Origin of the sequence: Shouchella oshimensis, assembly GCF_002019765.1 — a bacterium.
GTDB lineage: Bacteria > Bacillota > Bacilli > Bacillales > Bacillaceae_D > Shouchella > Shouchella oshimensis.
Window position 1 is genome coordinate 3,366,106 of sequence record NZ_KV917380.1, and the last position, 25,598, is coordinate 3,391,703.

Genomic DNA, 25,598 nt, shown 5'->3' on the forward strand with positions numbered 1-25,598 from the left:
TGACACAATGGATCATTGGAAACAAAATCGTATTAAAGCAGCACAACAGCAGCAAAATCCGATGGCGATGGCACGAATGCGCACTGGCTTTGCGGTTATAGGTGACACGCAGTTCCTCCCCGGTTATTGCGTACTGTTACCAGATGAAGAATACCCCTCTCTTGAAGCGTTGCCGTATCAAAAAAGAAGCGATTATCTACTAGACATGAGCTTAATTGGCGATGCTATTCTTCATGTATGTAAGCCCATTCGAGTAAATTATTCAATCTATGGCAATACAGATCCCTTTTTACATGCTCATATTTTCCCAAGATACAGCTGGGAGCCTGAAGAGCGCATTCCTTATCCAGTTTGGCAATACCCAAAACAGAACTGGACGGATGAGAACGAACAGTTCCAAGAAAACAAACACGGTGGTTTACGAGCAGAACTAACGAAGCATTTACATATTTTGATGAAAGACGCTTATTAGTAAGGAGCCATGATATGAACACACAACAACAATTAAAAGAAGCCTACAACAAACAAGCGAAACACCGAGATTCTGTTATAACAGATGATTGGAAAACAAATGAAAGAGAAGGGTTTTTACGAGTATTGCAATGTGAAAAGAAGACAAGCTTACTAGAGATCGGTGCAGGTCCTGGACATGATAGTTTGTATTTTCATCAACATGGTTTCCATACATTTAGTACGGACTTGTCCCCTGAAATGATTGCCATTTGTAAAAGCAAAGATCTTGAGGCAGCAGAAATGAACTTTTATCAACTCCAGTTTCCTGATGAACAGTTTGATGCTCTCTATGCATTCAATTGCCTGTTACACGTTCCGAAAGCAGAATTAGGTGAGGTGTTAAGTGAATTAAAGAGGGTGATAAAACCAAATGGTCTGTTTTATTTAGGTGTGTATGGTGGGAGAACATCTGAAGGAATATGGGAAGAGGATGTTTATGAGCCTAAACGCTTTTTCTCATTTTATGAACATGAGCCTCTCCAGTCTCTTTTATCTGCCTTTTTTTCCATCGAATCGTTCAACGTAATTCCAAGTAACGTCATTGGTGGAGACTTGGCCTTTCAGTCAATTGTTTTACGAAAGGAATAACCTTTACGTCCTTCTTTTGCTCCCTTCTAACAATTGATTGAATTTTGTGACGTTTACCTTCTTATAGAAGTGGTATAGAGTAAGAAATGCAAATTGGAGGGCATTGTTATGCGCGATATAACCGAGATCACTGTACAGCAACATTTTTTTCCCGATGATGGTCGTATTCCTAACCACCCCCATTATCCTTTTGTTCGTTATCCAGCGGTTTTTGACAAAACGGATGCTATTGAAGAAGTGCTTGAACGGAATCATTGGAGGAATACGTGGCGAGGCAGTGTATTTGATTACCACCATTATCATAGCAATGCCCACGAGGTCCTTGTAGTAGCGGAAGGAGAAGCAACGTTACACATAGGAGGGGCATCAGGTGAGGAGCTTCATTTAACTATTGGCGATGTGCTACTCTTACCTGCTGGAACCGGTCATAAGTTTATTCGGGGTAGTCATTCATTCACAGTTGTTGGGGCCTATCCTAACGGGACTGCCTATAATCTTTGTACAGGTGATCCAATAGAGAAAGATAAACATATTCAACAAATTGCAGCCGTCCCTAAACCAAGTCACGATCCTATATTTGGAGAGAACGGTCCTTTACTGACATTATGGACATAAAAAAAGTAGCAAATCCGCTACTTTTTTTGTGTGTTACACCAACGTACCATAAAGGATAAAAGGGATTTCGTGTACATAATCAGTTCGTCTATGTCAATTTTTTCATTTACTGCATGGGCGTTGGCTAATGTTCCCGGTCCGTATAAAATCGTTGGTATACCATAAGCCGCTAACCACCCGCCATCTGTCACAGTCGGTGACATATCGACCTTTGGTTGCTCTTTAAAGACCGCTTCATGCGCTTCTGAAACGACTGAAAACCCTGGATGCTTTTCATCAACAGAGAACGCTGGAAACACTTCTCCTCGATCAACAATCATTGACTCTCCACCCCACTCAAATTGTGGTAGATGATCACGTAACCAAACATCTCCTTTTGCTACCGCTAGAAGATGTGTTTCAATTTCTTTTGTTACCTCTTCAATCGACTCATTTGGATAAAAATGAACCGTAATCCATAAACGGCATTCATCCGCAATAAATGCAGGGTGCCTTCCTCCTTCAATCACCGCAGGATTAATGGTGTTTGTCCCTGACGGAAATCCAGGATACGATTTTGTAATTGCCCAATGTCGCTCTAACTCTTGTAAAGCTGTAATCAGCTTTGCCATTTTTTCAATGGCACTCGCCCCATTTACACCACCCCCAGCATGAATAAGCTGGCGCCTTGTCCCGTCGTGATGCGTAGTTGGGCTTTTAATCGTAATCCACCCAGTTATGACACCACCCTGACCTTGAATCGAACAGTGACTCGTATCAGCTACGATGGCATAATCTGCTTTATACCCCCGTTCACAGCATTGCTTTGTCCCTGCTTCCCCTACTTCTTCTCCGATAACCGACTGTAAAATAACGTCCCCTTTTAATTCAACGCCATGGTCATAAGCTAGCTTTAACGCAAACAAACAGGCAGCAAGTCCGCCTTTCATATCTGCAGCACCACGACCATAAATCGACCGATCTTTTACTTCTGCAGTAAAAGGGGAGGTATCCCATTCTTCATCTTCTTCGACAGCAGCCACGTCAACATGTCCATTTAAGATTAAACTTTGAAAGGCCTCCCTGTCTGTTCCTTTTAACGTTCCGACAACATTCGGGTCACCTTCATATACATCCCACTGATCAATCGACATCCCCATTTCTTTTAAATAATTGGCAATATACGTTTGAATGGCTACTGTATTTCGTGCTGGTGGTGCTGGTGTTTGAAATGCAATTAACGCTTTCACTAGTTCAATAAGCTCGTCCTCGCGCATGTCCACTTGATCCATTAGTTCGTTCATTTTTCTCAGCCTCCTTAAATAAAAAAACACTCCTTAATGAAAAGAAGTGTTGAACAGAACATACCTATTGCTCAACCACTTCCCTCCGCTAGCATCATCTAGATCAGGTTTATAAGGGTTAAGACTTCATCGTCTCTCTCAGCATGACGCACCCCTAGTGGTAGGTGTATGTAGTTCGTTTGCGGTATTCTCTTCCCTAGTGTACCAAAACAACAACTCTTTTCACATCTATTTAACCCTCGCATCGAACTTACAGGCTATAACTCATTCCGCTAAATAATTTCAAACTTTTACTTGCTCACCATTTCACAATATGTTATTCTTACATTGTAAGCAGCTGAAATGAACTTCACTTTTCTTTGCTCATTTCTTCACAAAGTTAAACTGTTGGTGAGAATGGTTTCTCTCCTTCCTTTATAAAAACGATTGTTCAGTATTTCACAATAAATTTTAGGAGGCTATTTCTATGAAAATTATTGTTATTGGTTGTACACATGCCGGGACACAAACCGTTAAAAATTTGCTTCGTCTTCATCCTGATGCAGACATTACAGTCTACGAACGAAACAACAACGTTTCCTTTCTTTCCTGTGGGATTGCACTAAATGTTGGCGGTGTTGTAAAGAATGCAGAAGACCTATTCTATTCGTCTCCAGAAGAGTTAGAAGCCCTTGGTGCAACGATGCACGTTCATCACAACGTTTTGTCGATTAATCGACAAGCAAAAACCATTGTTGTTGAAAACCTTGAAACAAATGAAACGAAGCAAGATCATTATGACAAACTAGTTTATACCACTGGGTCAACGCCGATTGTCCCACCTATTTCAGGAATTGGGTTAAAACATATTCAGCTTTGCAAAAACTATGCACAAGCACAAGACATTATTAAGAAAGCGGCTCATGCTACTAACATTGCTGTAATCGGTGCTGGTTATATTGGTGTGGAGCTAGTTGAAGCCTTTGAAGCATATGGCAAGCATGTCACATTTATCGAGGGTTCTGATCGCGTTTTAAACAAGTATTTGGATCGTGAATTTACAGACGAAGTTGAACAAACGTTAACGAATCACGGTATTCAATTGGCACTTAATGAGAAAGTAGAATCATTCGCTGGCAATGATGACGGTTATGTAAAGTCTGTTCAAACAAGCAAGGCTACCCATGATGTTGACCTAGTTATTCTCTGTGTTGGCTTTCGACCTCAAACGGAATTAGTAAAAGACGAACTAGATACGTTATCCAATGGGGCACTACTCGTAAATGACTATATGCAAACGAGTGACCCTTCGATCTTTGCGGCTGGGGACAATTGCTCAATATTTCACAATTCTGCACAGCACCATGCCTATATACCACTTGCAACGAACGCAACTAAAATGGGCACACTTGTTGCTTATAATATTATGCAACCCACCATTCGTTACCGTGGTACACAAGGAACATCTGGCTTAAAGCTTTATGACCTTCATATGGCATCAACCGGTCTTACAGAAGATGCAGCGGCAACGTACGGTCTAGATGTTCGCTCTACAACACTTATTGATCATGAGCGACCAACCTTTATGCCAACTGCAACAGAAGTCAGGCTTAAGCTCGTGTATGAAAACGAGACAATGCGTCTAATTGGCGGTCAGATTATGAGTAAAAGTGACCAGACTCAACTCATGAATACCTTATCTGTCTGCATCCAGCAAGGAATGACTGTAGAAGACCTGGCATTTAGCGATTTCTTCTTCCAGCCACATTATAATAAGCCTGTTAATCTGCTTAACACCGTTGCGTTAAAAACGTTGGCTGAACGAGATCAGGTTCACCTACAAACTCAATAAAAAACGAAGCAAAAAGACGAATGTTCTCTATGATTAGCACCCTATCAAGTAAACTTTAACAACAATCCATTGAAGGGAGCCCATCACTAAGACATTCGTCTTTCGTTTTTTACACTTCATTCTATTTTCTAATAGAGTTTTGGCTACATCTACCTTTCGAATCACACCCCATAGATAACGTAGAACGTCCTATAAGGCTCACTTTATTCCTCCTCTAACCATATACCATCTAAATGCTTGCGACTCTGATCATTTTTCACTTTCCGATAGGTTTTGCTTTTAAAGATAATATCGAAGTCATAGTCTGCAGGGTACAGCTCTTCCGCTGAAATATGCAACGTTAAGCGCTTATGGTTAATGATTCGCTTGTCGTCCTTCACTTGCACGATATAGTTTCCTTTTTCATCAGGGCCTTTATAAATGATTGCCGTTTCATTCGTTGCTTGAATCGTTACATTATCCCCTTGTTGGAATACCTCCACATCAGAAGAGAGGGTTTTCTTCTGTTTGTTTGCGTGACGATTGAAAATAACTTGTTTACGAAACGCATCGCTTTGAAGGGCCTCAGCAGAAAAACGATCTTGATAGGAACGCTTCTGTCCATATGAGAGTTGATGTGCTTCCTCAACGATACTTGGATGTAAGCCTAATTTAAGTGCGATTTCAAAAGCCTGACTCTTCCCACTTTCACCGATTAATAATCGATACGTTGGTTGTAAGCTTTCTACATCAAATTCCATTGAGCCGTTAATGAAGCCGTCTGTATCATCGGCAAAAGTTTTCATTTCGCTATAGTGGGTCGTAGCGAAAAGTGTTGAACCCTTTTTATATAACTGGTTTAGAATCGTAATGGCTAAACCCATTCCTTCATTTGGATCAGTACCAGAACCAAGTTCGTCAAGCAAGACAAGAGATCGATCATTGGCTTCTCGTAATATCTCTATAATGGAAACCATTCTTGAACTAAATGTGCTTAAATTATCCTCAATACTTTGCCCATCACCAATATCCACAAAAATGGATTGGAAGATGCCGATCTGACTACCTTTTTCTGCAGGAATCAGCAGCCCTGCCTGAGCCATTGCAGTCAATAACCCAACGGTTTTCAACGTGACGGTTTTCCCACCTGTATTCGGTCCAGTAATTACTAACGCTCGATCAACTGCTCCACCAAAGGTTAACGTCAACGGCACTGCTTTCTGCCCTAAGGCTGGGTGTCTAGCACGTACGAGCTTAATGGTTCGATCGTTGGATAAAGAAGGTTTTATTCCTTCTATTTCCCGACAATATTTTGCCTTAGCGAACAACACATCGTACTCATGCATGACATCCATTGCAATTGAAATGGTCTGTTCTTGTGCTAGTAACGCTTCTGTTAGTTCAAATAGGATTCGTTCTACTTCTGCCTCTTCTGCATACGTGTACATACTTACTTCTTCTTGAATATCACTCACTTCAGCCGGTTCAATAAACAAAGTTGAACCAGAAGCGGATGTGTCCAGAACTGTACCGTTTACTTTATTACGGTATTCTTTTTTTATTGAAAGAACGTATCGCCCTTGGCGTGTGGAGACCATCTTATCTTGCAAGAAGCTTTTGTATTTCCCTCCATTTGCAAGATGCTCCACTTTCGTTTTTAATCGTTCTAAAGCCACTTTCTTTTGACGACGAAGGTAACTCAATTCTTTTGACGCATACTCATCTACTTGACCATTACGAATGGCAGAAGTAAGTTGTTCCTCTACTGAGGATAGATCATCAATCGAAAACGCATAGCTACTAATTAGCGGTGCAATCTCTTGTTTATCATTCATAAACCGCTTTAATTTGCTACAGTGTTCTAAAAACGATATCACTCTTGTAAATTGGTCCGCACGAATAAACAATCCTTTCTTTGCTTGCATAATCATTTGGGCAATATCATCCACAACGTGAATAGGAACACTGCCGCTACGTGTTAGAATACGCATAGCCTCTTCAATTTCAGTCATCTTATGCGCCATTTGACTTTGATTTACTAGGGGCGTCATCTGAAGAATTGTTTCACGCGCCCGATCCATACGGGTTTGTTCAGCAATGTCTTTAAGGACATCGTAAAATCCTATCGCTTCTAAAGTTTGTTGTTTCATTTAGGTTTCCTCCTTTTATTGCTGTATAAGGAACCATGGGAACGATTATTCAAGAGACAACAAAGAGACCGCTCTGAACAATCGTTCACAGCGGCCTCTTAGAAAAGGACCTACCTATTGTAGGTAGACTTCAAGTAGGACAACTCTTACTAGTAAACGTGTTCTTAACTCCTTGAAATGCCATGACAAAATAAGCGTCACCAGTACGCTGAAAAATCGCATTTCAAGCTATCCAATTCATGGATTAGTTAAGAACCACCAGATACATAAAAGTTGTCTCCTTTATACGTGCAATTATTTACTACACACCTACTATAGGTCTTTTCTCATGTGGAAGTCAAGGGACTTCTTTTTTTATTGAGCCTTAAACAGATTCAATTTTGTAGCCGACTCCCCAGACGGTTTGAATGACTTTATACCCTAACGCTTTTTCAAGCTTGTCTCGCAAGTTGCTTATATGCACCATCACAGTGTTATTTGAATCATAGTACTTTTCCTTCCAAACGCTTTGAAAAATAGTCTCTGAGTCAAACACTTGTCCCGCTTGACTAGCAAGGAGATATAATATATCAAATTCTTTAGAGGTTAATTTCAGTTCATTTCCATGCACTCTAGCTTGATATTTCTTTTTATCAATGGTTAAATCGCCTAACTCAAGGATGCCACCTTCTTTTGGAGCGCCGTGATAGTAGTACGCTCTTCGTACTAACGCCTTCACACGAACAACGAGCTCAAGAATGTTAAAAGGCTTAATAACATAATCATCAGCACCTGTCATAATTCCTGTAATTTTATCCATATCTTCTGATTTAGCACTAATCATCAGGATAGGTAGACTATGGCTGCGCCTGACGGTTTGGCAAAATTCCAATCCATTCATTTCAGGCATCATCACATCTAATACGATTAAATCAATAGGATGCTGTTCCAGTTGTTTCATTGCTTCCACACCATTGCTAGCCATAATTGTGTTGAAGCCTTCATTTTTCAGAGAATAGTTAATGAGGTTTGCTATGTCTTGGTCGTCATCTACAATTAAAATTTGTTTAGACAATGCGGCTCACATCCTTTTTTACGAGTTGATGGATATCGTCTACAAGCACTCCATACGATTCGATAGACTCGGTCGTTCGTAAGGGTTCATATATTTTTGTCCTCTCCATATAGGAGGTGTTCCTTCGTCTATGAGAGAATCTTTACGCTTCCTTATCCATAATAGGCAAGGTGATGAAAAATGCCGTTCCTTCTGAATTACTCGTTACATCAATTTCACCTTCATGTAGCTCAACAATGTTTTTTGCAATGGCTAACCCTAATCCAGAACCTCCAGTGTCTTTTGAACGAGATTGGTCCACACGGTAAAACCTTTCAAAAATAAATGGGATCTCAGACTGAGCAATAGGTTCCCCGTAATTTCGAATTTCCATTTCTGTTTCTTTCTCTCTTTGGTGAAGAGTAATATCAATAAACGGTGCATCCGCTCCATACTTGATTGCATTACCGATAATGTTTTCAAATACCCGAGAAAGCTTTTCTCCATCCACATATTGCTTCACTTCTTGATCCGGAAGATTCATCCTAAAGCTCAATTTCGCTTCTGCCATTTGTAAATGAAAATGGGAAGCGATTTGCTTGATCACTTCTTTTAGGTCGATGTAGTCTTTATTTAACAGTAACTTAGGGTTTTTCGTCCGAATGTATTCAAATAAGTCGTTAACCATTGTGTTCATTTGCTTCGCTTTATCATAAGCGATGTCTGTAAAATAGCGTAAGGTAACTTCATCCTTATATTGATCTCTCTCGATTAAATCGAGGTAGCCCATGATAGAAGTAAGAGGTGTTCGTAAGTCATGGGATACATTTGTAATCAATTCTGTTTTTGATTGCTCAGCAATTCTTTCTTCATGTACAGTGGTTTCTAACCTTTCTATTAATTGGTTCACTTGCCTAGCTAATTGACCTAATTCATGATTTTCTTTTACCTCGATCCGTTGAGAAAGCTCGCCACTTGCCATCTGCCCAAGATCCTTTTCAATCTTCACGAAATAATGTATGTACCTGTGTCCAATGACCACTATAGATAAGACAATTCCAAGAAAGAATAATACATTTATTAAATTGAATAATTCATAGATATAAAAGTTCAGTGTTGCGTTAAAAGCCGCTGCAAATCGATCAAACACATTCACATAATAATGTAAGTTCGACACCTGGTACGTAAAGTAAAGTCCAGCAATAGCCACACTTGTAATAAACCCACTTATAAATAACAACATTACCATCTTAAAAAGTAAAGCCACATACCGACTATCCAACGCCATTGCCTCCCTTTAACCCATTTGTTCCTTATCCGAAACACTCTATCGTTTTATTCTCGATCCCAACGCTCTGGTATTCTCTTTATCATACCATCTAACAATCGACGCCATACCACTTTCTAAATGGGTTATTCTCTGTCAAGAGAAGCTTCTAAAGGAGGACGATACGGCTCACCAAAAGCAAACGATAAGAGCTTTTTTGTTTCTACAAATCGTGCCTGATCGTTTTCGGTTCCTAATACAACGGTTATAAACCGTTGCCCATTTCTGCTTGCCGTTCCAACAAAGCAATATCCCGCTTCATTTGTATAGCCTGTCTTAAAGCCATCCAACCCATCAAAAGCAAGGTCTGATTTGGTTAACATATGATTGGTTGTATGAACCCGTTCACCTGAAAATAACAGCGTATGAGAAGACTTGGCTGTATCTTGCAGAACCTCAGGAAATCGAGTAATGATCAACTGCGCCAACACAGCAATATCACGGGCACTCATTTGATTGCTTTGTGAATTTAACTCTGTTAGTCCTGTTGCGTTAACAAACGTAGATTTGGTTAACCCCATTTCTTCCGCCTTTTCATTCATCTTTTTCACGAACTCTTTTTCACTATCGGCTAAATGTTCGGCTAACGCAACCGTTGCATTATTCGCAGAGGGGAGTAGCATCGCCATATATAAATCATGAATGGGAACAACATCTCCTTCTGATAAAGAAATGTTTGCCCCTTCTTTCGATGCTGCCTCACCACTTATTTGAACAGGGTCACTCCAATCAATAATACCCTGTTCGATTGATTCTAATATGAGATACTCTGTCATCATTTTTGATATACTTGCAACAGGCACAGCCTCATCAATACCTGAGTCGATTACTAATTTATCCTCATTTACATCTAGTAACAATGTTTTTTCAGCTGTTGAAAAGAAAAAGGAATACGTTAGTAACACTAAGCTAATAGGAATTCCAATTGCCAGCCATTTTTTTCTCATCTTCGTCAACTCCTTCAAAAAGAAGTCTACCCACTAAACGATAAGAAGATAAAAAGAAAACCTTAAGAATCATAAAGAATGGTTTTAGGAAGAGTGTCTACACTCCTACAACTAAAAAAAGAACGTAACATGAACGTTCTAGGTTTAAAACATGACAGAATGGGTATAGTACCACATACTTACTCTTTATAAAGCTTGCTCTCCCCCCTGAGCAAGCTTTTTTTATTTGTAAGAAGACCGGCCTTTCTCTTTAAAATAAGAAAATATATGGACAGCGTATGTTGGAAAGAACGCCCTACCGGTTGTCTTTTTCAGTGTGACCCTTTTAACCCTCTATTCATTTCGGTACCATTCAATTGAATCTAAGTTTTCAATGTAAGCTGTCGCCTCGTTCTCTCCAAGTAACGTATATATACCTGACGGCAACGTCACTCGCGGATCATTGAAATCCATTGAGAAACTTCCTCCTCCATCAACTTTTACGTAAACCAAATAAGAGTCTTTCGCTTTTTGATTCACCACTTGCTTCGTTTTTTGTACATCTAACGCATTGACTTTTTGGAGCAATGTCTCAATCTCATCTGGATTATGCAAATACCCTACATTTACGACTCCCTCTTTGTACTGATTCACCTCAATCTGCTCAATGGTAATCTCATTAAATCGCTCAGCCATTTCTTCACCTACAGTTGACGGTGCTGGCTCCCTCTCTAAATAACGAGAATAGCCACCAATAACAATAAAAAAAATGATAAGAATAATAACAACATTCCGCTTCATCTATAGCACCCTCTTTCAACCTTTCATACGGTCAATTCCATAAAAAAGTTTCAATACCTCCTGCTCCTTATAGGAAAATACAATGCTTTTAGAAAAAGTAAAACCCAAAGAATGGACGTATAGGCGCCAACTCTTTGGGTTGTGTATATAGTTAACGACGCAGTGGATTGTGACTGGATCTAAAGAGTCTTAAAGCTCGTTGCAAAGCAATCACACATCCTAAAATAACGATGAGAATTAACGTTATGGTTGCTCCTGGAGGCGTTCCATATTCATAAGAAGTGAAAAGGCCACTAAGCATACCGGTTAAAGCAATAGGAATACCTAATAAGATGGTGGTTGAAAAACGTTTACTTAGCCTCATTGAAATTGCTGCTGGTAGAATTAAGATTGCTGACACTAATAGAGCTCCAACGATCGGCATAATAACAGCGATCGTTACTCCAGTTAATACGTTAAACATTATAGACATTGTTTTCACTGGTAGACCTGCTGTAAAGGCGGTTTCTTCGTCAAAAACCATTACGTACATGGCTTTGCGCAGGACAGCATATAGAATTAAAATGATACTTGCCAATGCCACTAGCATCCATACTTGTTGTGAACTAATGGTTACGATCGATCCAAACAAAAATTGATTGATGTTAAGTGTAGTACCACCTTGATTGAGACTCATTAAAAATAGTGCTAATGCCATTCCAGCAGACATTAAAATCGCAATGGAGACTTCCGAATAGCTACGATAAACCATTCGCAAATACTCTAATACAATGGCAATGACCATTACCAAGAAAATGTTTGTCCATGTTGGATTAATACTGAGCAACAAGCCTAACGCGACTCCTGCTAAAGAAACATGTGCAAGCGTATCTGCCATTAAAGATTGTCTTCTTAAAATCAGAAAGAGACCTAATAATGGTGCGATTAATGAGATGAGTAGTGAGGCTTGGAAAGCTCTTTGCATGAATCCATAGAAAAACATCTCCAAGGTAACCCCTCCTTCCGAACTAATTCAATATGTTTGTTACAATATTTCCTAAGTTCCTCATGATCATGTGAAACCATTAGTATACTCTTGCCATGCTTATCACAATTGTGCTTAAGCAATTTATAAAATTCTTCTCTTGATTGACTATCCATCCCTGTTGTTGGTTCATCAAGAATAAACAAATCTGGATCGGTAGCAAAAACCCGAGCGATCGATATGCGTTGCTTTTGCCCCCCAGATAGCTCTCCTATCTTTTTATGTCGCATTTCCCACATTCCAACTGATTTAAGGGAACGTTCAACTTGGGCTTTATCATTCTTAGTTAATCTTGTAAACCATTTGCCTCGTTGATAACGGCCAGAACTAACTAACTCCCATACCGTACTAGGAAATCCGACATTAAAGGAGGCTACTTGTTGAGGTACATACCCAACAAGTAATTTTTCGCCTAAGTGGTTTGTAGAAGATAACGTTACGTTTCCTATTGATGGTTTTAATAAACCCAAGATGTTTCGAATTAACGTTGTTTTCGCAGCTCCATTCTCTCCAGTAAGCATAACGAAATCTCCTGGATTTAATTCAAACGAAATGTTTGTTAAAACGGGCTCTTTCTCATAATAAAAAGCGAGATTCTCGACTTTAATATAGACCATGCTTATCTACCTTTCTTTTTCAATAACGGTGTACAGGACACCATTCTAGTTAAAAAAGTGAAACACAGGCATTCAGATACAGAAACTCTAAGCATTTACTGGACCAAGTTTATTTGCCAAAATCCTATTCTAGAATGGGCTCGCTGTTTAGGACAAGATTAGTAGATACTAATTTGCAATGACTCTAAATTATGTCGCATTGCTTCAATGTAACCTAAGTCATTTTCGAGCAGTTCCTCTGATAAAACTTCTAAGTCATATAGTACAGCCGTATCTGTTCCTGTTTCAGTTGCTACAGTTTGGGCAATTGCAGAGCTAGCCCCTTGTTGATAATAAATAACTGGCACACCATAATCTTGTACTAAATCAGCAATTTCTGACATACGGGAAGGGCTTGGCTCAACTTCTGTAGATAACCCTCCTATGGCAACTTGATCTAAATTGTAGCGGTCAGCAAGATAGCCAAATGCTTGATGCTGTACCACGAATACACGGTTTTCCGCATCTTCTAATGTGGAACGATACTCTTCATCTAAGCTTTTTAACTCCTCAATGAACGCATCTGCATTTTCCTCATAAACATTTCGACCATCAGGATCAGCCTCAATCAATGCGTCACGAATTATGCGAACTTGATCTTGTGCCAATACTGGATCCAGCCAAATGTGAGGATCTACATCATCGTGGTCATCAATTCGTACAGAAACAGCTTCTGATTCTAAATGTACATTGTCTTCCTCATCATAGAGAACCGCTTTCACTTCAAAACTTTCCCCTGTTGTCTTGTATTCAAAATGATCGGTATTCTGATCTGGTACAGCTTCCCAATCGTGATGTTCTTCCTTTATAAACCATTCCCACTGATCGAAATCTGTACGATTGTTTACGTCTGCAACTAATGTAACCACATCTCCAGTATGATAATGATCTGCTAAACCAATTATATCAATCTCTTCATTCGAATTTACCTGCTCATTATCTTCTTCACTATAGTCGTGGTCATGATCATGATCTTCATGGTCTGACCCATCACTTCCATGATTATCAATGCGAATCTCCTTAGATGTTGATTCAGCATAAACATTGTGATGATTGTCATAGATAACTGCTTTTAGTTCGAAACTCTCCTCAGGAGCATCCAGCTGTAATGTTTCTGCATATTGCCCTGCCAAAGCTGTCCATTCTTCATCAGAATTGGCTCGTTGATACCAGTGCCAATGATCAAAGTTTACATCCGCCGATAGCGTGGCAGTGATGTCGATCTTATCCCCAGTATGGTAGTGGTCTGCTATGCCGTTCATCGTCACTTCAGCTTCTTCGGACCCTTCGTGATGTTGCTCTCCGTAATCAAGCCCATCCGCTGCACGAGCAACGATTAAATCATCATTTTCTATTGCATTAAATAAACGATTAACCCAGAATTCCATTTCCTCACTGCTATAAACAAACACATCTGTTTCGTTCATAGTTGCAACATCTTGAGCACTTGGTTCATAATGATGTGCATCTTGGCCTTCTGATACCATCAATTGAACATTCGCACGGTCACCAGCCACTTGTTTTGTAAACTCATACATTGGTAAAAAAGAGGCTACTACTGAAATCTGAGAATCGTCACTAGTGTTGTTTTGACCGTCTTGCGATTGACAACCGGAGAGAACCGCTATTGCTGCGCAACTTGCCAGTATCGATCGATATACTTTTTTATTCATCCCTGCTACTCCTTTTAAACAAAAATAGGAAGAAAAGCGAAACGCTTTTCTTCTCAAAGATTATTAGTGTGCTAGTTGATCACGTACAATGCCATCAGCATCTAATTCAGACGGGTAATACGTTGGCCAATGGGTTACTTCTTCGAAAAGTTCCTCTTTGTCATCTCCCCAATACAAGTGGAAATGACTTGAAGGTGTTGGAAAAATAATATGATCACTGAATTGAATGTATTGAGGCATCTCGTCATCCCCTTCAGCTAGTTCGTATACAAAACGAACACCACGATTCCCTTTTTCATAAGTTAAAATTTCGTATCCATCATACTCATATTCCCCAGAGTATTCTTCATCGTTTTCAAGGAATGTAACGTGACCATTATCAATAATAATTCTTTCTACATCTGTTTCATATCCAGTTGTATAGTAGTCTTTATACTCTTCTGCAGTCATACTTCCTTCTTCTGCTTTATGTTCAAAGACTTCATCTAAATCACCGTTCACAAGATATGGATAGACGGATTGCCAATCGCCCTCCCAATCTGATAAATCACGATCTTGCACTTGATCATCATCAAAATAGCCTTGATAAATCTGTCGACTCTCCTCATCATGGCCGTGGTGATCGTCAATTATGATGGTTACAACTTCTGACTCTGCGTATACATTGTGATCATCGTCATAAAGCGTGGCTTTAATCTCTAAACCATCAGTCGCTGCTTCATCGCTAAATGTTTCAGATTGTTGTCCAGACGCTACTTCCCATTCTGTTTGACCAGGTTCTTTTGTATACCAGTGCCAATGGTCATAATCAACATTTTCAGAAGTTGATGCCGTTAATTCGATGGTGTCACCTGTATGATAGTGATGACCTAAACCTTCTATAGCAATCTCTCCTGTTTCATTTGATTCAGTCTCATTAGAAGAATCGTCAGTAGTATGTTCTTGTTCGGATTCAGTGTCATTATTTGTCTGTTCAGTTGAATCCTGACAAGCAGCTAGTGTGGCGCTTAGCGCTAAAACACTAACGAATATGAATGATTTCTTCAACCTCATCACCCTTCCCTTTTTTAACGTTAATCGTAATCATTACGTTTTATAGATTATATTGTTAGCATACACTTTGTCAAGATCGTTTTTTAATTTTATTTGTCACTCGGTTTTTCACTATTTCTTTTGAATGAATTGGATTAAACCATCTGAAAGCAAGAAGTGCTATTTTTTTGAGATGGTCGTTTCTCTAGAATCATTAGCAGACTACTTACCCTGTAGATAGCTAAAAAATATGATAAAACCGTTTGTGCTTCAAACGATTACGATTCAAGCACTAGACATCCTCCCCATATTCAAGTAGTCTATTTCATCTATTTCTTTCTCTACTTCGAACAATCTAGATTCTTCTTGCTTTTCCAAAGAGACTTATCCTATAATTAAATCGTAATGTTTACGATTTGAAAGATACACTTATGACAGGCTAACAATTAAGATTCCTCCATGGTTAATGTCACGATAGAAACATAACCTTCGAACGCTCGGATGTCTGTAGATACAATTAAGAAACAAACAATGTAGAACGAAAGTGAGTTGAGCGCTTATTATGAAAATACCTTTGAAAGCAGCGCGTCATGCGTTATTTGGTTCAGTCTCACCAAGCGTTAAAACCAAACCAACTGAAAAAGAACATATGCAGGATTTACAAAATACACATAAGGACTTTCTGTTCGACGTTAATCTTGTAGGGGTTGCCAATGTTAAACGACCTGTACAAATAAAAAGCACATCAAGCCCAGTCAATCAAACGACCGTAGCAACTTTTTCCATAGGTGCACAATTAAATCGCTATGCAAAAGGCACAAATATGAGTCGTTTTCTAACAGCCCTTGAAGAATTCAATGGTCAAAACCAAACCTTATCTCTTGCGTCACTAAAAAATCTAGCACGATCGTTAGCTGATCGTTTAAATCAAGACATGATTCATATTCACGTTGCTTTTCCTTGGTTTTATTCAAGAGAGGCGCCAACCTCATTACAATCAGCCCATAATCATTCTGAGATCGAGATCTCGCTTAACTACTCTAAAACACTAGGGTTTAAAACAGAATTAACCCTAGCATGTTTAGTAACGACTCTATGCCCTTGTTCAAAAGAAATCAGTGAGTATAGCGCTCATAACCAGCGTGGGGAAGTAAAAATGAGTGTAGAACTATGTGAAGACTTTGACGAAGATAAAATAGACTGGAAGAATGAATTGTTAGTAGCAGCGGAATCAAATGCTAGTGCAAGGATTCACCCCATTTTAAAGAGGCCAGACGAAAAAGTGGTTACGGAGCAAGCATTTGAGAATCCTCGCTTCGTTGAAGATTTAGTAAGACTTGTTGCTGCCGATCTTTATGAGTATGACTGGGTAACCGCCTTTAAGGTCACCTGTCAAAACCAAGAATCCATCCATCTGCATGATGCAGTCGCAAAAATCACCTATAAAAAATAGTAAGATACGTATTTTTAAGACGAATTCTTAAACGTCAATAATTAAACGAAAAACGTTTTTGCCGACAACCTTACAGAGAAGAACCTCTCTCTAAAAAACCTCATAGAGTAGAGCTACCTGCTTTCCTATGAGGTCTTTTCTCATATTTGTTTTTCTGACACATGGCTAAGAAAAATAAGAGATTAAGCATGCACCTCTTTGTTTATAGCCCTATTTTCCAACTGTTTACTGAATCCACTAATACGACAGGCTACAACAGCGCCATCCCGCAAGACGACCGCTCCAGGTGTACCAGTTAGGAGAATATCTCCGGGCAAAAGGGTCATCACTTCTGAATGAAAAGAAACAATATAGGCTAGGTTATATCGCATGGCTCCTATCCTATTGGTATGCTGCTCCTCCCCGTTCTGTAGTGTCGTAACGTAAATATCATCTAAACATGGATATTCATCTAAACTAACAAGTTCTGAACCGAAGCTAAAAAACGTGTTAAAGCTTTTTGCTCGAGTCAGATAGCGTAAGTTTTCGGCGTGGATGTCTGCTTCAGTCATGTCAAGGGCGGCTGCAACCCCAGCTACATAGTCAAGTGCATCAGCTTCAGACACTTCTTTGCACGTTTTTCCTATGACGAGTGCCAGTTCTGCTTCTGCCGTCGTATTTTTAGATAAAGGAGGTATTTGAATGAGATCTTCTGGACCTATTAAACTAGTGTCTGGTTTCATAAAGCTAACAGGAGCAACCGTATTTGAAGCAAATTGATCCTCATCACCTTTCCTGTAGTTCATACCAATTCCCCAGATTTTTCGTGGGTGTCTATAGAGGGGGGCAGGTACCCATTCTTCTAGAAAAGGCAAATGAGGATTTGCTAGCGCTTCTTTCCCCTCATGTACATACCAGTTTTTCAGAGACTCATATTGTCCTTTTTCCAGTAAGGAAAAAACGGTTGTTTCATAATGAAAATGAAAGTGGTCGTTCAAGGCAAGAAGCGGAATTAGTTTTCCACCAATTTCAATCGCTCCTTGCTCTTCATCATTCGCTTTATAAGATACAAGTTTCATAACAACACCTCTTCTTTTTCTTGTACGCTTCGTGCAAATTGCAAAAGTGCCAAATCATTGTGCTTGTTTGCTAGAAAAGACAGACCTACTGGTAAGTCATGAATGGTTAAGCAAGGAATGGTTACTTGTGGGATTTCGGCCAACCCACTAATTGCCGTTAATTTAAATGTATTTTTGCGGTGAGCTTCTAAATCACTTGGATCCGTTCCAATCTTAGGCGCCACATCTGGTGATGTCGGAATCGCTAACAAACCACCGTTTTGTAACAGTTCTTGTAACTGAGCTTTAATTGTACTTACTTGCTTTTCTGCATTTTTTTGGTCTTCTTCCGTTATCGTACTAGTCCACCGAAACCGTGTTGCAATATCATCAGCAAACGTTGGCTGATGCGTTTCGATCCACTCCCTATGTGTTTGCCAAATTTGGTAGCCTTGTAACGTGCGAAAAGTCTCCATGTAAGTGTCCAACCGATCTGTTGTTAAGCGGATTGAGACGATTGGCAAATGGCCCACCATTGCTTTTAGTTCTGCTAAGAAGGCTTCCGCCACTTTCGGCTGCACAAGTTGTAATGCTTCTTCAGGAACATATACTGTTGAAAAGGAAGTTAGGTGCTTATCGCTTTCAGATAAGAGGACACTTCCTACTTTTTCTAGCAAAGAAGCAGAGCGGGCAAACCAGCCAACTGTATCAAAACGAGAAGCAAGTGGAATAACACCTTCTATTGAAACAGCGTTATGAGTAGGTCGAAAACCGTAAATACCGCAGTAACTTGCCGGAATCCGAACCGAGCCTGCCGTATCTGTGCCTAGTGAAAAGTCAACGGACCCGTCTGCTACAGCAACAGCCGATCCACTAGAGGACCCACCTGGAATACGGTCATTTGCCACAGGATTAACGGGTGTTCCGTAATGACTATTTTCTCCGTTTAAACTAAACATTAATTCATCTGTTATTGTCGCACCAACAAGGGTTGCTCCTTCATGAAGGAGTTGCCTAATAGCTGGAGCATGGGTAGTCGCTGATTCATGTGTAGCAAGCCAGTCTGGATTCCCGGCACTAGACGCATGACCTTGAATGGTGAACACATCCTTCACAGCAAATGTATACGTATGTACTCTTCCTTCGCTTTTGTTTTCCTTTACGTTCCAGCCTCTTTGCATAAATGCTCGTGATTCAATCATTTCATCATCCCCCTTTAGATAAGTGAGTAAATCGAAGTTTTAATGCGAGCTGAAGCTCTAAGCATGCTTCCGCATCTTGCAAATCGATTCCAAGTAATGCTGAAATTTTCTCTAGACGATACACAATTGTATTGTAGTGTGCGTATAACGCATCAGCAGTGGCACGAACGTTCTTGTTTTTCTGAAAAAACACATCTAATGTTTCGAAATAAAGCACATCATTTCGTGTGCTTCGTAACGGACCAATGATTCCTTCAAGATAATGAGCGACTTCTGATGTTTGTGGCAAATGGTATAGAAGCTGATAGACATGTAAGTCGTCATAGTTCAACACAGACGTTGTTAACTGGTTATGTTTCGCGATGGTCTTTACATGGTAAGCTTCATTAAAGCTTTGCTTAATGTGCCCAATGTATTGAACAGCTCTTCCTCCGTAAAGCTGATAAAGGGGGGGCTGCCCATCTTTCTTTACAATTCGCTGTACAGCCGTTTCAATCATTTGCAGCATAATTGGTATACTTGTCTTTCGATCGACACAGATCAGCATGACAAAAGCTTTATCAAGGGATGTACCTAATACTTGACCGTGCGACTGCATCGTTATTTTCTTTAAGAAAAGCTGGAATGCTGTAACATCAGAAAATACGCCTTCCTCCAAATCTAAAATAACCGTTTGAAACCACTTATCTTTTAAGTCTAAATCGAATGAATGGGCGCGTAGGTCGATGTCATAATCCGAAACAATGTCTCCAACAACTAATTCTTTAACAAATTGGTTTAAGTATTTTTGTTCAATTCGTTTTCTAGCTGTTTGGTTCGTCAGCTCGATGCTCAGCATTGAACTCACTTTATCTAGTGTCATACAATCTACTTCAGTGAGATCAACATTCGTCTCAATACATGCTATATAAGGGACAAAATGAATAAGACCTTCAGAAACAAGAGGCACACAGTAACATTGAAACGATTCGTCTCTTATTGAAATCGTTGTTTTCCCAATACCTGCTTTTGCTTCTAACGTATGATTAAGGTGGAGACATTCTTTCGGTTCTAACACTTGCTCAAACAGTGGTGCGGTAAGCTGTTCCTCAAAATCGAGTACAACAATTGGATTGCCAATCATCTGTTCAATTCCTTTTAATAAATCAGGTAAAGAATGATCGCGATTGAGCTGATCCATAAAGACTTGTACGCGATGATACAATGTGACTAGATGCTCTGATTCCTGATAAAATACTTCTTCCATTGCTACCCTAACGACATCAGAGAAAATGGTTTGTGGTCGAATTTCAATGATTGGAAAAGACAACTCTCGTGCACGGCACAAAAGATCTTCTGGAATAACATCAATAAACCGTTCCACTTTAATACCCATCCCAGTTACCCCTCTGTCGTGAAGGGCATCGATCAGCTTTCTTAAATGAATCGTATTGTCCTTAAACAAATAGCCTGTTGTCATTACGAATTCTTCCGGGCGCACAAACTGATCAATATCTGGTGAACCCATGATGTTAATTCTCGAGATGCGCTTTTGCTTATTTTGGTCACCCGTTATTAACCGAGCACCATGCAAAGGCTCAAGCTCAAGCAGGCGCTCAATCGTTAACCCTCTTTTATGAAAGGAGCTCAACTTTATTCACCTCGCTACTGATCAAGCTGAAAGAATTCATTCGTAAAATAAGCTTCTGCGTCCTGTTTGTCTGAAATTAACCCACTTCCCTCTAAAATGGTTAATGTTTCTGCAATATTTTCTTCTTCTATCCAGCCATATGGCACGGAATCAAACTGAGCAATCTCTTCCAGCAACAGTAATTGTTTCCTCACAACCTCTTCATCAACAGCATCTGGAAATCGCTCCGCAGATATGGCGACGGCTTCGTCTACATGATCCAATGTGTAGCGGAATGCCTCGTCCATTGCTGCAAGAAATCGTGCTGCCGTGTTAGGATTGTCATTCAAAAACTGATTGTTGCCGATCACAGTTAATCCAGCTAAATCAAATTGATACTCACTTAAATAAAGCGGCGTTAATTCATAGCCAAGCTCTTGTTCAAATACAGGTAGTTCATTTGTTGAGAAGATGGCAACAGCATCGACTTCTTTTCCTAGGAAGAGACCGTTTCGAGCAGAAGCCTCCACTTGCACTGCCTCTACTTGAGTGGCATCGACATTCTCTTGATCTAGAAAACGAGGGAAAATATTCGTGAAGGTTGAAGCAATGGCCATTGCTATAGACTTCCCTTCTAGATCGGCTGGCGTTTCCACTGGAGTATCCGGGTGAGAAGCAATCATTATAGGAGAAGAATTCATGTATGTTGCAATCATTGTAATGGGCATTCCTTCTTCTACACCTTGGGCTGGTTCAACGGTAGACGTAATCCCCAAATCATCTTGCCCCTGGGCCACTGTTTGCATAACGCTTGTTGAGCCATTTCCTTCAAGTACATCGACATTTAGTCCATATTCTTCAAAGAAGCCTTTTTCTTGTGCAACATAGAAAGGAGCAAACTCCCCTTTGAATCGCCAATTCAAGCGGAGTGTAACATCTTCCACCTCCGGCTCTCCAATTTCACCTGTGTCAGCATTTACCGTAGGCTTAGCTAAAGAGCTTCCTCCTTCATTTCCACACCCTACTAGAAAACCTAGGAAGCAACCTGCTACTGTATAAGGAATAAACCGTTTCATCCTTTTTCCTCCTCTACTTCTTATGCTTCCGCCAAAATGCCTTGGGTTTGGAAAATTGAACGGATGGCTGAGACGTGTTCAGTGAATTCCGGTTCTTTTCTTGTATCTCCATTCCGGGGGCGAGAAAGTGTTGACGGAATTTCTTTTACAATGGAACCAGGCCGCCCCGACATCACAACTACTTTATCTGATAGAAACACAGCTTCCTCAATACTGTGGGTAATAAAAACGGTAGTAAATTGATACGTATCGGATAAGCGCAGCAAATCGTACATCATTTGCTCCCGTGTTAGCGCATCAAGAGCGCCAAAAGGTTCATCCATTAATAGCAGCTGTGGATCTTGAATAAGTGCTCGGCAAATGGCTACTCGCTGTTTCATCCCACCAGATAATTCATGGGGGTATTTCTGTTCAAATCCTTCTAACCCGACGCTTTTCAGTAGCTGCATGGCTTTATCAACAGTTGCTTTTTTTTGTTTCTTCCCATGCTTTATTTCAATTGGAAACAGCACGTTATCAAGGACAGACCGCCATGCTAACAAGACATCTTTCTGAAACACCACCGCCATATCGTCACGATGGTTTTTAAGATCCTCCCCATTCTTTTTAATGGATCCTGTTGACGGCTGTTCAAGACCTGCGATAATACGCATCACCGTGCTTTTCCCACAACCACTTGGACCAACAATGGAAACAAACGAACGAGGAGCAATTGACAGATGCACATGCGATAGTGCTTGTACTTCACCTGTTCTTGTTTGATAAACTTTACCAATGTGTTGCAGCTCAAGGCTCGTTGTCACGATCGATCACCCCCCGCTTTATTCGCGCTATACCAAGGCATCAGCCATCTTTCAAGTAATTGAACCGCTCCAAACAGCATCATCCCTATAAGGGCAAGTGTAAATAATGTCGCAAACACAAGGGGTGTATCAAGTCTTGCGTTTGCAGTGAGTTGTAGATAACCAAGACCGCGTTCTGAAGCAACAAACTCTCCAACAACTGCCCCTACTACTGCTAATGTAACGCCGACCTTTATCCCTCCGAATAGATGGGGAAGAGCATTCGGTAAACGTAAATAGAAGAAATTTTTCCACTCCGAAATACCAATTGACCGTCCCAGATCATGCATATCTTTATCTAATGAACGAAAACCAGTTACAGCATTGATGACAATAGGGAAAAAAGAGATTAAACAAGCGAGCAAAATCTTTGTGGTTAACCCATAACCAAACCAGATAACCAGAATAGGCGCAATCGATACCATGGGAATACATTGAATGGCAATTAGAATTGGGTACAGAGCGTTTGCCAAATAACGAGAGTATACAATGGCTATGGCAAGAGGGATACCAATGGAAACACTTAGTGCAAAGCCTAACCCTACTTCTGCCAGTGTTGTTAGTGCATGAGAGAGTAGTACCTGTGATTCGCTTAGCACACGTGTGAAAATGATTAGTGGAGAAGGCAACAAATATTGGGGAATGGCTAACAGCATTGTTGCCAACTGCCAAACAAGGAAAAAACCGATTAATGTAAATCCTGCCCACAATGAATGTGGTATTTGTATACGTTTGACGTTTTTTTGCTTTGCTTGTTTCATCCACGTTGTCTCTGTTTTTGTTTGCATTGTCCCTCCACCTCTCATGAGTAAATCGTTTTTTCCGTTGACGCAATCACCGGAACATCTGCGAGCAAATCACTAAGACGATCAACCTCGTAGTCCACATTACGATTAAGCTTCTCTATGGCTATAGCCACCTGTTGATTCAGCGGAGTTGCACTTAACCAAGATAGCAGCTGTTCGAGTTCTTCTTTTTCGTAGAAACGCTGCACGTAAGCAAGCAATTGTCCATATTGCAACATGTTCCCACTACCTAATGGATTAAAGTAGTCACGTAAATTGTCTGAACCAAGCTGTATAGGTACCCCTGCTTTTGCCAGATCCTTTACTCTTGTTAAATTCCTCGTTGCAATGGCCGTTGGACAAGTTGTTACCGTCATACCAGCATGTGCTACTTTCTCAATCGTTCGTTCAGCCAGCTCATCCTCTACATTCGCTAGGGAACAACAATGAATCGCTGTTACCTTCTGTTTATAGCCGAGGCGGTTCGTGATATCTGCTAGGTAGGGAAGATTAAAATCTTGCGGATTGCCAGTTTCATCAGTATGAAATTCAATCCAATCTAAATTTTTCTTCTCTGCTAGTGCAAAAATATTGTGAATATGAGCTTTGGCATCCTTATCCATGCTCGTATGACCACCTATGCCATTTACACCTAACTTAAGGGCTTCTTCTAGCAATACTGTTGTTTCTGGGAAGCGATCAAAGCCTTCTTGGTTAAATGCAACAATGTCGAGAACCACTCGATCCTTCCATTCTTGCTTTATTTCTAGCATCGCTTCAATTCCTCGAAGCTCAACTAACGGATCAACATCTACATGGGTACGCACGTAAGTAGTACCGTGTACGGTCATTTTTTCTAGCGCTTGGCTTGCTGCTCGTTTTATATCTTGTTTCGTCATCATCACTTTCGCGTCACGTGTCCACTCAGCTCGAACCGGTGCAGGTGCATCTTCGTACCGGTTTGGAGGAATAAGAAAGCCTTTATCAAGGTGAGCATGATAATTTTTCCAACCTGATTGAATGGTCTTCATGCTACACCCCCTACAATTCGAACAATAGGGGCAATGAGATTAGCACCTTGTGGGCCTTGATGCTCTGAACCTGCTGAGCAAAGAATTCTTGTTTCGCCAACATAGCTTCCCACCACTGCATTGGCAACGGCTTTTGCTAAAATTCCTGCATGCATACTTAATGCATCGGTATGCATGGTATGACGTTGACCACGAATATCTGGAAGAGCATCTGCTCCAGCATTAACAAAGACCTGTATAACTCTTTCTTGCTGGGCTTTTGTAAGAAATCCGTCGGCTTTTAATCCAACATCTTCGAATGCCTGTTGCAAACCGACTAAATCAAGGGCATCACCCATCACACCTGCACCAATCTTTAGCTCACTTACAGAAGTGGCTGAATTCCCCATCACAATTACTCTTACTGCGACTTGCTCCTGTCCAGCAGAGACACTCGTTTTTGTAGAATAGAGTGAATGATCTTGGTTTACACTTGTTTCTGTTAATTTTGAGCGATCAACTTCTCCTAGTGCTACGGCAGAGCCTAATGCAGCTGCAGCCTTTGATAAACTTCCACCCTCACCCCAAGGACACTTTATTTCAACACATTTAACATCTTCTGGCTGTTCTATGTTCGCTTCTTTCATAGCCACTTCTACTGCTTCACGTACAAGGTCGACTTGAGTTAATGTTCCAATTTCTTCTTTTCGTAATGGTCTCGTTGACTGGACGCCAAAGCTAAATCGTTTCGTGCCATCACCTACTTGATTACTTTCTTTTTTTAAGAAAAGGGTAAAATGTGGCGTCATTAAACCGCCTGTCTTTCCAATCATCATCATAGGAATGGAAGCAAACACCTCTTCTTGACTAATGTCTAAACGTTCTGATAATAATTGTTGGAAAGCAAGCGTTGCATAACCTCTTGCATAACCGTCTCCCTCGGTTTGAGCTATAATCGCTTTAATCTCCTGCGCATGTACTTGATTTGTATCAAGTAACTCTTGTAAAGCCGTCACATCTCCTGGATGGCTCATGTCACATCGAATCATATCGTAGTTCATTCCAGTCACCTCTTTTTTTCGCTGTTGATTGAATTTCTTTCATTCTAGCAACACGAGGAAACGAAGTAATGGTGAACCATTTCCAAATTTAT

Annotated in this window: 23 protein-coding genes and 1 riboswitch; of the genes, 5 read left to right on the forward strand and 18 right to left on the reverse strand. The window is 40.3% G+C overall.

The genetic code is table 11. The features are described 5' to 3' along the window. Positions 1-7 precede the first annotated feature (7 nt). The 3 genes from BK583_RS16970 to BK583_RS16980 all read left to right on the forward strand — a co-directional run bounded on the left by BK583_RS16970 (position 8) and on the right by BK583_RS16980 (position 1,716). Positions 8-472, forward strand: a complete 465-nt coding sequence (locus tag BK583_RS16970; protein WP_055736688.1) for an HIT family protein — start codon at positions 8-10, stop codon at positions 470-472. A gap of 14 nt (positions 473-486) precedes the next feature. Then, complete coding sequence (locus BK583_RS16975) at positions 487-1,101, forward strand: class I SAM-dependent methyltransferase (protein ID WP_055736687.1); 615 nt, start codon at positions 487-489, stop codon at positions 1,099-1,101. A 108-nt stretch (positions 1,102-1,209) separates the two neighbouring features. Beyond that, positions 1,210-1,716 carry a cupin domain-containing protein gene (locus BK583_RS16980; RefSeq protein ID WP_055736686.1) on the forward strand — a complete coding sequence of 169 codons (507 nt, stop codon included), beginning with the start codon at positions 1,210-1,212 and terminating at the stop codon, positions 1,714-1,716. Positions 1,717-1,733: 17 nt separating this feature from the next. Here BK583_RS16980 and BK583_RS16985 read toward each other — a convergent pair whose 3' ends face one another. After that, positions 1,734-2,999 (reverse strand): acetylornithine deacetylase, encoded by a 1,266-nt coding sequence (locus BK583_RS16985; protein ID WP_055736685.1) that lies wholly within the window; start codon positions 2,997-2,999, stop codon positions 1,734-1,736. 63 nt (positions 3,000-3,062) lie between these two features. Then, positions 3,063-3,165, reverse strand: a riboswitch (TPP riboswitch). 300 nt (positions 3,166-3,465) lie between these two features. Here BK583_RS16985 and BK583_RS16990 point away from each other — a divergent pair. Continuing rightward, positions 3,466-4,830, forward strand: coding sequence for an FAD-dependent oxidoreductase (locus tag BK583_RS16990; protein WP_055736684.1), 1,365 nt, complete (start codon positions 3,466-3,468; stop codon positions 4,828-4,830). Between the two features lie 203 nt (positions 4,831-5,033). Here the strand turns inward: BK583_RS16990 and BK583_RS16995 are convergent, their stop codons facing one another. The 9 genes from BK583_RS16995 to BK583_RS17035 all read right to left on the reverse strand — a co-directional run bounded on the left by BK583_RS16995 (position 5,034) and on the right by BK583_RS17035 (position 15,452). Beyond that, a complete protein-coding gene (locus BK583_RS16995) occupies positions 5,034-6,959 on the reverse strand; it encodes an endonuclease MutS2 (protein WP_055736683.1) in 1,926 nt (641 codons plus the stop codon). Between the two features lie 364 nt (positions 6,960-7,323). Further along, positions 7,324-8,013, reverse strand: a complete 690-nt coding sequence (locus BK583_RS17000) for a response regulator transcription factor (protein ID WP_055736682.1) — start codon at positions 8,011-8,013, stop codon at positions 7,324-7,326. Between the two features lie 142 nt (positions 8,014-8,155). Then, entirely contained in the window at positions 8,156-9,274 is a 1,119-nt protein-coding gene (locus tag BK583_RS17005; RefSeq protein ID WP_055736681.1) for a sensor histidine kinase, read from the reverse strand. Positions 9,275-9,405: 131 nt separating this feature from the next. Next, on the reverse strand, positions 9,406-10,266 hold the full coding sequence (locus BK583_RS17010; protein WP_055736680.1) for a D-alanyl-D-alanine carboxypeptidase family protein: 861 nt from the start codon (positions 10,264-10,266) through the stop codon (positions 9,406-9,408). Positions 10,267-10,599: 333 nt separating this feature from the next. Next, positions 10,600-11,046 carry a hypothetical protein gene (locus tag BK583_RS17015; protein ID WP_055736679.1) on the reverse strand — a complete coding sequence of 149 codons (447 nt, stop codon included), beginning with the start codon at positions 11,044-11,046 and terminating at the stop codon, positions 10,600-10,602. 151 nt (positions 11,047-11,197) lie between these two features. After that, complete coding sequence (locus BK583_RS17020) at positions 11,198-12,034, reverse strand: metal ABC transporter permease (protein WP_055736678.1); 837 nt, start codon at positions 12,032-12,034, stop codon at positions 11,198-11,200. Further along, entirely contained in the window at positions 11,971-12,687 is a 717-nt protein-coding gene (locus tag BK583_RS17025) for a metal ABC transporter ATP-binding protein (RefSeq protein ID WP_038477179.1), read from the reverse strand. Before BK583_RS17025 ends, BK583_RS17020 begins: the two co-directional genes overlap by 64 nt. Positions 12,688-12,845: 158 nt before the next feature. Then, entirely contained in the window at positions 12,846-14,399 is a 1,554-nt protein-coding gene (locus BK583_RS17030) for a metal ABC transporter solute-binding protein, Zn/Mn family (protein WP_055736677.1), read from the reverse strand. A gap of 63 nt (positions 14,400-14,462) precedes the next feature. Further along, positions 14,463-15,452, reverse strand: a complete 990-nt coding sequence (locus tag BK583_RS17035; protein ID WP_055736676.1) for a ZinT family metal-binding protein — start codon at positions 15,450-15,452, stop codon at positions 14,463-14,465. 541 nt (positions 15,453-15,993) lie between these two features. Here BK583_RS17035 and folE2 point away from each other — a divergent pair. Next, a complete protein-coding gene (gene folE2 / locus BK583_RS17040; RefSeq protein ID WP_055736675.1) occupies positions 15,994-16,884 on the forward strand; it encodes a GTP cyclohydrolase FolE2 in 891 nt (296 codons plus the stop codon). A gap of 182 nt (positions 16,885-17,066) precedes the next feature. Here the strand turns inward: folE2 and BK583_RS17045 are convergent, their stop codons facing one another. From BK583_RS17045 to BK583_RS17080, 8 genes are read right to left on the reverse strand one after another with little or no spacing between them, the layout of a single operon-like run. Next, positions 17,067-17,942, reverse strand: coding sequence for a fumarylacetoacetate hydrolase family protein (locus BK583_RS17045; RefSeq protein WP_055736674.1), 876 nt, complete (start codon positions 17,940-17,942; stop codon positions 17,067-17,069). Then, positions 17,939-19,123 carry an amidase gene (locus tag BK583_RS17050; RefSeq protein WP_055736673.1) on the reverse strand — a complete coding sequence of 395 codons (1,185 nt, stop codon included), beginning with the start codon at positions 19,121-19,123 and terminating at the stop codon, positions 17,939-17,941. The genes BK583_RS17045 and BK583_RS17050 overlap by 4 nt, the downstream gene beginning before the upstream one ends. 4 nt (positions 19,124-19,127) lie before the next feature. Next, a complete protein-coding gene (locus BK583_RS17055; protein WP_055736672.1) occupies positions 19,128-20,753 on the reverse strand; it encodes a PucR family transcriptional regulator in 1,626 nt (541 codons plus the stop codon). 14 nt (positions 20,754-20,767) lie between these two features. After that, on the reverse strand, positions 20,768-21,808 hold the full coding sequence (locus tag BK583_RS17060) for an ABC transporter substrate-binding protein (protein WP_055736671.1): 1,041 nt from the start codon (positions 21,806-21,808) through the stop codon (positions 20,768-20,770). Positions 21,809-21,828: 20 nt separating this feature from the next. Next, entirely contained in the window at positions 21,829-22,611 is a 783-nt protein-coding gene (locus BK583_RS17065; protein ID WP_038477162.1) for an ABC transporter ATP-binding protein, read from the reverse strand. After that, positions 22,608-23,438, reverse strand: coding sequence for an ABC transporter permease (locus tag BK583_RS17070; protein ID WP_055736670.1), 831 nt, complete (start codon positions 23,436-23,438; stop codon positions 22,608-22,610). The genes BK583_RS17065 and BK583_RS17070 overlap by 4 nt, the downstream gene beginning before the upstream one ends. Before the next feature lie 14 nt (positions 23,439-23,452). Continuing rightward, positions 23,453-24,466 carry an amidohydrolase family protein gene (locus BK583_RS17075; RefSeq protein ID WP_055736669.1) on the reverse strand — a complete coding sequence of 338 codons (1,014 nt, stop codon included), beginning with the start codon at positions 24,464-24,466 and terminating at the stop codon, positions 23,453-23,455. Next, positions 24,463-25,506 carry a ring-opening amidohydrolase gene (locus tag BK583_RS17080; RefSeq protein ID WP_055736668.1) on the reverse strand — a complete coding sequence of 348 codons (1,044 nt, stop codon included), beginning with the start codon at positions 25,504-25,506 and terminating at the stop codon, positions 24,463-24,465. The genes BK583_RS17075 and BK583_RS17080 overlap by 4 nt, the downstream gene beginning before the upstream one ends. Positions 25,507-25,598: the final 92 nt, after the last annotated feature.

What these genes read in the sequence shown, in the direction of transcription:
- BK583_RS16970 (WP_055736688.1), top strand. Translation starts at nt 8, where the DNA reads ATGGATCATTGGAAACAAAATCGTATTAAAGCAGCACAACAGCAGCAA.
- BK583_RS16975 (WP_055736687.1), top strand. Translation starts at nt 487, where the DNA reads ATGAACACACAACAACAATTAAAAGAAGCCTACAACAAACAAGCGAAA.
- BK583_RS16980 (WP_055736686.1), top strand. Translation starts at nt 1,210, where the DNA reads ATGCGCGATATAACCGAGATCACTGTACAGCAACATTTTTTTCCCGAT.
- BK583_RS16985 (WP_055736685.1), bottom strand. Translation starts at nt 2,999, where the DNA reads ATGAACGAACTAATGGATCAAGTGGACATGCGCGAGGACGAGCTTATT.
- BK583_RS16990 (WP_055736684.1), top strand. Translation starts at nt 3,466, where the DNA reads ATGAAAATTATTGTTATTGGTTGTACACATGCCGGGACACAAACCGTT.
- BK583_RS16995 (WP_055736683.1), bottom strand. Translation starts at nt 6,959, where the DNA reads ATGAAACAACAAACTTTAGAAGCGATAGGATTTTACGATGTCCTTAAA.
- BK583_RS17010 (WP_055736680.1), bottom strand. Translation starts at nt 10,266, where the DNA reads ATGAGAAAAAAATGGCTGGCAATTGGAATTCCTATTAGCTTAGTGTTA.
- BK583_RS17015 (WP_055736679.1), bottom strand. Translation starts at nt 11,046, where the DNA reads ATGAAGCGGAATGTTGTTATTATTCTTATCATTTTTTTTATTGTTATT.
- BK583_RS17025 (WP_038477179.1), bottom strand. Translation starts at nt 12,687, where the DNA reads ATGGTCTATATTAAAGTCGAGAATCTCGCTTTTTATTATGAGAAAGAG.
- BK583_RS17030 (WP_055736677.1), bottom strand. Translation starts at nt 14,399, where the DNA reads ATGAATAAAAAAGTATATCGATCGATACTGGCAAGTTGCGCAGCAATA.
- BK583_RS17035 (WP_055736676.1), bottom strand. Translation starts at nt 15,452, where the DNA reads ATGAGGTTGAAGAAATCATTCATATTCGTTAGTGTTTTAGCGCTAAGC.
- folE2 (WP_055736675.1), top strand. Translation starts at nt 15,994, where the DNA reads ATGAAAATACCTTTGAAAGCAGCGCGTCATGCGTTATTTGGTTCAGTC.
- BK583_RS17045 (WP_055736674.1), bottom strand. Translation starts at nt 17,942, where the DNA reads ATGAAACTTGTATCTTATAAAGCGAATGATGAAGAGCAAGGAGCGATT.
- BK583_RS17050 (WP_055736673.1), bottom strand. Translation starts at nt 19,123, where the DNA reads ATGATTGAATCACGAGCATTTATGCAAAGAGGCTGGAACGTAAAGGAA.
- BK583_RS17060 (WP_055736671.1), bottom strand. Translation starts at nt 21,808, where the DNA reads ATGAAACGGTTTATTCCTTATACAGTAGCAGGTTGCTTCCTAGGTTTT.
- BK583_RS17070 (WP_055736670.1), bottom strand. Translation starts at nt 23,438, where the DNA reads ATGCAAACAAAAACAGAGACAACGTGGATGAAACAAGCAAAGCAAAAA.
- BK583_RS17075 (WP_055736669.1), bottom strand. Translation starts at nt 24,466, where the DNA reads ATGAAGACCATTCAATCAGGTTGGAAAAATTATCATGCTCACCTTGAT.
- BK583_RS17080 (WP_055736668.1), bottom strand. Translation starts at nt 25,506, where the DNA reads ATGAACTACGATATGATTCGATGTGACATGAGCCATCCAGGAGATGTG.